General features: G+C 64.3%; 8 protein-coding genes. All 8 read left to right on the top strand.

Annotation, left to right across the window (positions count from 1 at the left end):
* The first annotated feature begins 183 nt into the window (after window positions 1–183).
* The 8 genes from rpsJ (at window position 184) to rpsS (ending at window position 6013) form a co-directional block, all read left to right on the top strand.
* A complete protein-coding gene (gene rpsJ, locus ARC39_RS23110; RefSeq protein ID WP_068118569.1) occupies window positions 184–495 on the top strand; it encodes a 30S ribosomal protein S10 in 312 nt (103 codons plus the stop codon).
* 15 nt (window positions 496–510) lie between these two features.
* The gene (gene rplC / locus ARC39_RS23105) at window positions 511–1248 is read left to right on the top strand and encodes a 50S ribosomal protein L3 (protein WP_068118568.1); all 738 of its coding nucleotides are present in this window, start codon (window positions 511–513) and stop codon (window positions 1246–1248) included.
* Complete coding sequence (gene rplD / locus ARC39_RS23100) at window positions 1245–1865, top strand: 50S ribosomal protein L4 (RefSeq protein WP_068118567.1); 621 nt, start codon at window positions 1245–1247, stop codon at window positions 1863–1865. Before rplC ends, rplD begins: the two co-directional genes overlap by 4 nt.
* Complete coding sequence (locus ARC39_RS23095) at window positions 1862–2158, top strand: 50S ribosomal protein L23 (protein WP_068118566.1); 297 nt, start codon at window positions 1862–1864, stop codon at window positions 2156–2158. The genes rplD and ARC39_RS23095 overlap by 4 nt, the downstream gene beginning before the upstream one ends.
* 351 nt (window positions 2159–2509) lie before the next feature.
* The gene (locus tag ARC39_RS23090; RefSeq protein WP_068118565.1) at window positions 2510–3718 is read left to right on the top strand and encodes an MFS transporter; all 1209 of its coding nucleotides are present in this window, start codon (window positions 2510–2512) and stop codon (window positions 3716–3718) included.
* 173 nt (window positions 3719–3891) lie between these two features.
* Complete coding sequence (locus ARC39_RS23085) at window positions 3892–4566, top strand: sulfotransferase (RefSeq protein ID WP_068118564.1); 675 nt, start codon at window positions 3892–3894, stop codon at window positions 4564–4566.
* Between the two features lie 322 nt (window positions 4567–4888).
* Entirely contained in the window at window positions 4889–5731 is an 843-nt protein-coding gene (rplB, locus tag ARC39_RS23080; RefSeq protein WP_068118563.1) for a 50S ribosomal protein L2, read from the top strand.
* Window positions 5732–5734: 3 nt separating this feature from the next.
* A complete protein-coding gene (rpsS, locus tag ARC39_RS23075) occupies window positions 5735–6013 on the top strand; it encodes a 30S ribosomal protein S19 (RefSeq protein ID WP_068118561.1) in 279 nt (92 codons plus the stop codon).
* Window positions 6014–6019: the final 6 nt, after the last annotated feature.

Raw genomic sequence — 6019 nt, 5'->3', positions numbered from 1 at the left:
AAGGCGGCCGCACCGTCGGCGCCGGGGTCGTTTCCAAGATCATCGAGTAATACCGGCTCGATACGAGATTGCGGGGCGGGCCAAGCGGCCTGCCCCACCTACTTGACCTGAGTTCGACGCCGGATGCGGAATGAGCCGCATTCGACCTCTCAACTCCAATGCCGAGAACAAGGCCGACTGACAATGCAAAGCCAGAACATTCGTATCCGGCTCAAGGCGTTCGATTACCGCGTGCTGGACGCCAGCACGCAGGAGATCGTGAACACCGCCAAGCGGACGGGCGCGCAGGTGCGCGGACCCATCCCGCTGCCGAACAAGATCGAGAAGTTCACGGTGCTCCGTGGACCGCACATTGACAAGAAGTCGCGCGACCAGTGGGAGATCCGTACCCACAAGCGTCTGCTCGACATCGTGGACCCGACGCCCCAGACCGTTGACGCGCTGATGAAGCTCGACCTCGCGGCCGGTGTCGATGTCGAAATCAAGCTGAACTAAGGAGGGCATGGAGAGATGCGCTCTGGAGTTATCGCCAAGAAGGTGGGGATGACCCGCCTGTTCCTGGAGGACGGCAAGCAGGTTCCTGTGACCGTTCTTCAACTCGACAACCTGCAGGTCGTCGATCAGCGCACCGTGGAACGCGACGGCTACACTGCCGTTCAACTCGGCGCCGGATCGGCAAAGGCCAAGCGGACGTCCCAGGCCATGCGCGGCCACTTCGCCGCCGCCAATGTTGCGCCCAAGCGCAAGGTTGCGGAATTCCGCGTGGATCCGGAGAACCTCATCGAGGTAGGCGCCGAGATCTCTGCCGAGCACTACGTTGCCGGCCAGAAGGTCGACGTGTCGGGCACCTCGATCGGTAAGGGCTTCGCCGGTGCCATGAAGCGGCACAATTTCGGCGGTCTGCGCGCGTCGCACGGCGTGTCGATCTCGCACCGTTCGCACGGTTCCACCGGTCAGTGTCAGGACCCGGGCCGCGTGTTCAAGGGCAAGAAGATGGCCGGTCACATGGGCGCTGCCCGTGTCACCACCCAGAACCTGGAAGTCGTCCGTATCGACGCCGACCGTGGCCTGATCATGGTCAAGGGCGCCGTGCCGGGCTCCAAGGGTGGCTGGGTCACCATCAAGGACGCCGTGAAGAAGAAGCTGCCCGAGGGCGTGCCGTTCCCGGCCGCGATCAAGGCCGCTGAAGCCGCCGCCGTCGCCGAAGCTCCGGCTGAAGCGCCTGCTGAAGGGGGTGCGGAAGAATGAAACTTGATGTGATCAAGCTCGACGGCGGGGCCGCCGGCGACGTGGAACTGGCCGAGGACGTCTTTGGCCTCGAACCGCGTGCCGACATCCTGCACCGCGTGGTCCGCTGGCAGCGCAACAAGGCGCAGGCCGGTACCCACAAGGTCAAGACCCGCTCGGAAACCAGCTACTCGACCAAGAAGATCTACCGCCAGAAGGGCACCGGTGGCGCCCGCCACGGCGACCGCAACGCGCCGATCTTCCGCAAGGGTGGTATCTACAAGGGCCCGACCCCGCGCAGCCATGCCCACGACCTTCCCAAGAAGGTCCGCAAGCTCGGCCTGAAGCACGCGCTGTCGTCCAAGGCCGCGACCGGCAACCTGGTGGTTCTCGAATCCGCCGCGCTGGACGAGGCCAAGACCGGTGCACTCGCCAAGCAGGTCAAGGAACTGGGCTGGAAGCGCGCGCTGATCATCGACGGTGCCGAGGTGAACGAGAACTTCGCTCTCGCCGCGGCCAACATCGAAGGTCTGGACGTGCTGCCCTCGATCGGTGCCAACGTCATGGACATCCTCAAGCGTGACACGCTGGTGATCACGAAGGCGGGTGTCGAAGCTCTGGAGGCCCGCCTGAAATGAGCGCGAAAACGAAACATTACGACGTGATCCGCAAGCCCGTCATCACCGAGAAGGCCACGATGGCTTCCGAGGCGAATGCCGTGGTCTTCGAGGTCGCCATCGACGCCAACAAGCCCCAGATCAAGGAGGCCGTCGAAGGTCTCTTCGGGGTGAAGGTGAAGGCCGTGAACACGACCGTCACCAAGGGCAAGGTGAAGCGGTTCCGCGGCCAGCCGGGCAAGCGGAAGGACGTCAAGAAAGCCTACGTGACCCTTGAAGAGGGCAACACGATCGACGTGTCCACCGGCCTCTGAGGCACGGGACAGATCGAAAGAACGAGGCCCCTGCCGGACGGCGGGGGCCTTTCTCTGTTCGGGTTGTCTCACGCGTGGGACAAGGAGCGGCGCACGTAATTTCAATGGGTTACAGGGGCGGATTCACGATCCGTTAAGACATCCCGCGTTTCCCACAGGGCCGCATTTCCCACGGGGCGCGCGCCGCGGACCCGGGCTGGTCGCGATTGACTGACGTGCTTGCGACACCGGGAGTGCCGCCGTGGGATTGCCGCGGATGGATGACCGCGTAAAGCGCACGCGCAGGCTTCGCCCGGCGGCACGACTTCGTCGCCGATTTGGTGTAGTGTCCCGCTAAGAGGAGATTTTCCAATGACGAGTGCCATTACTCCGAACCAACCAGGATTTCGCTGGATCATCGTGTCGGCAGCGGCGCTCCTTCTCGGGATCGCCATGGGCACGCTCGTCAACGGCCTGTCGGCATTCCTCGTTCCCCTGGAGATGCATTTCGGCTGGGACAGGGCCGAAACGGCGGCGATCAACTCCACAGGGCTGATCGGAATAGCCATCGGTGGCATCCTGATGGGATTCCTCGCGGATCGGATCGCGACTCGGGTCGTTTGCCTGATCGGTGCCGCGACGCTGTCTTCCGCGCTTCTGCTTGCGGCGCGCGCCGATGAACTTTGGCAGTTCTACACACTTTTCTTCGTTGCCGGGGCCGTCGGCGGAGGCGCCCTTTTCGCGCCGGTGATTGCCCTCGTCGGAGGGTGGTTCAGGACCGGGGCCGGCCTTGCAATCGGTATCGCCTCTGCGGGGCAAGGCCTCGGGCAAGGGATGGTTCCGTTCGTTGCCGGGCATCTGATCCAGGCGGCGGGATGGCAAAACGCCTTCACGATCATTGGCGCGTTCGCTGCTTTGACGCTGTTGCCGTTGTCGCTGCTGATGATCCAGCCGCCGCAGGACGCGACGAGTGTGGCGGGACAGGCCTCGAGCGCGGCAACACCGTCGCCCAAGATCATTCTGCCCGCGTTGTCGATTGCGGTGCTCGGGTGCTGCACGGGCATGGCCGTCCCTCTCATGCATCTGGTACCGCTCATCCAGGGTGTTTGCGGCGTTGGTGCCGAGGCCGGCGGGCCGCTTCTGGTCATGCTCATCGCGGCAATCGGCGGACGGATTTTCTTCGGGCGTCTCTCCGACATGATCGGCCCGGTCCGGGCCTGGATGACCGCGACGGCGTGGCAAACGGCATTGATGATCGGGTTTGTCTTTCTCGGGACAATGCAAGCGTTCTGGCTCTTCGCGCCGCTCTACGGGTTCGGGTATGGCGGTGTGATGACCGGGGTACTTGTCACCGTGCGCGCGTTGACACCTGCGGCACGGAGAGCATCCGCGACCGGTATCGTTCTTGCATTTGGCTGGTTTGGCCATGCGTTGGGCGGCTGGCAAGGCGGGCTCTTCTACGACCTGACCGCCAGCTATTTCTGGACCTACGCGAACGCCGTTCTGGCGGGCCTCCTCAACCTGGTCATCGTTGGCACAATCTGGTTCACGCTGCGCCAACGGGCCCACGTGCAGGTGTAGCCGCCGGGCCAGCGCCGGACCCTTCGCGGGTGCGGCACGGTGCGGGCGGGAAAGGCTTGACCCATGTCGCGCGCTCTCATATGCGAAGCGCATCCGTCGCGCCACGGTGACGTCCGGGGGGCGGCGACGTGGGTATGCGGCGCCTGTGTTAACGTCCGGATGCGGGAGCGCGAATGAGACCTTCTTCGGCAACGACGACGCTGTTCGAGACCGAGGACTCTCGCACCGCACCACACCGCACCTTCCACATTTTCGGGAACAACCGCGGCGGCACCACCGCCGTGACCGGGCTGGCGATGCGGCTGGGACTCGATTTCGGCGATGAGGCCGAGATGGAGGGAAACCTGGAGGACAAGGCGTTCCGGATGACCCGAGGCATCGAGGCCATCGCGGAGACGGTCGAGGCGCGGAACGCGGCGCAGGATACCTGGGGCTGGAAACACCCGCATTCGCTGGTCTACCTGCCGAAAATCCTGCCGCGGCTGCGGAATCCCCGACTGATCCTGGTGACGCGCGATCCGGTGGCAAATGCGATGTCGATCGAAGCGCGGGACAAGGTGGCGTTTCCGGACGCGCTTGCCCAGGTGCTCCGGCGGACGCGGAAGAACACCGCCTTCGTTCGCCGAACTGCCGTGCCGACGCTGCTGGTGAGTTACGAGAAGCTCCTGCTCGACCCGGCGCAGGTGTCGACGGAAATGGGGCAATTCTGCAATGTGGATGTCACCGAGCGGAAACTGGCGGAACTTGTGGGTTTCGTTCGCCCGGGCAGCTACCAGCCGCCCCAGGGACGGGCGACGTTTCGATACAAGCTCGCGCAGACCAGGGCGCTCTGGCGAAACCCCCGCTGAGGAAGAGGCGCGGGTTTTTCGCGATGGGTGCGTTGTGTTCGTTCCCACCCGCGTTGGTGCTGTGCTTCGCAACGACGCGCGTGCGGGGAGGCCCGGCTGCCGTTGCGCTTGTTTGCATGGCTTTTCCGGCGGGAATCGCTTGACCCGGCCACGACGCTCCCATAAGAGAGCCCATCCGCCGAGCCCCGGACCCGTCCGGGGCTTTGGCTTTGTTCGCAAGAACGGATATCCGGGGACCTCTCGCGAGGGCCCTTTACCCCGGCCGAAAGGCCCACACATAGCGGGGCGCAAAGCCTCGCAAAGCTAACGGAAGACAGAAAGCATGGCACTCAAGTCGTACAAGCCGACGACGCCGGGCCAGCGCGGGCTGGTGCTGATCGACCGTTCGGAGCTGTGGAAAGGACGTCCTGTCAAGTCCCTCACCGAGGGTCTGACCAAGAAGGGCGGCCGGAACAACACCGGACGTATCACTGCACGCCGTCGCGGTGGCGGGGCGAAACGCCTCTACCGGATCGTCGATTTCAAGCGCAACAAGGTTGGCGTGGCGGCCACCGTCGAGCGGATCGAATACGATCCGAACCGGACCGCCTTCATCGCGCTGATCAAGTATGAAGATGGCCAGCAGGCCTACATTCTTGCGCCGCAGCGTCTGGCGGTTGGCGACAGCGTCGTCGCCGGCGCCAAGGTGGACGTGAAGCCGGGCAACGCGATGCCGTTCTCGGGCATGCCCATCGGTACCATCGTTCACAATATCGAGCTGAAGCCCGGCAAGGGTGGACAGATCGCGCGCGCCGCGGGCACCTATGCCCAGTTCGTCGGCCGTGACGGCGGCTACGCCCAGATCCGCCTCAGCTCGGGCGAGCTGCGCCTGGTGCGTCAGGAATGCATGGCCACCGTCGGTGCCGTGTCGAACCCCGACAATTCCAACCAGAACTTCGGCAAGGCCGGCCGCACCCGCCACCAGGGCAAGCGTCCTGCCGTCCGCGGTGTGGTTATGAACCCGATCGACCACCCCCATGGCGGTGGTGAAGGCCGGACCTCGGGTGGCCGCCACCCGGTGACCCCCTGGGGCAAGCCGACCAAGGGCGCTCGTACCCGCAACACCAACAAGGCGTCGCAGAAGCTCATCGTGCGTTCGCGCCACGCCAAGAAGAAGGGCCGCTAACACATGTCGCGTTCCGTTTGGAAAGGCCCCTTCGTCGACAGTTACGTGTTGAAGAAGGCGGAGAAGACCCGCGAGTCGGGCCGCAACGAGGTCATCAAGATCTGGTCGCGCCGCTCCACCATCCTGCCGCAGTTCGTCGGTCTCACCTTCGGTGTCTACAACGGCCAGAAGCACATTCCGGTTGCCGTGTCCGAGGACATGATCGGCCAGAAGTTCGGCGAATACGCTCCGACGCGCACCTATTACGGTCACGCGGCGGACAAGAAAGCCAAGAGGAAGTAATCCACC

It is taken from the genome of Tropicimonas marinistellae, assembly GCF_001509585.1.
GTDB lineage: Bacteria > Pseudomonadota > Alphaproteobacteria > Rhodobacterales > Rhodobacteraceae > Tropicimonas > Tropicimonas marinistellae.
This window is presented reverse-complemented; position numbering and strand designations above follow the sequence as displayed.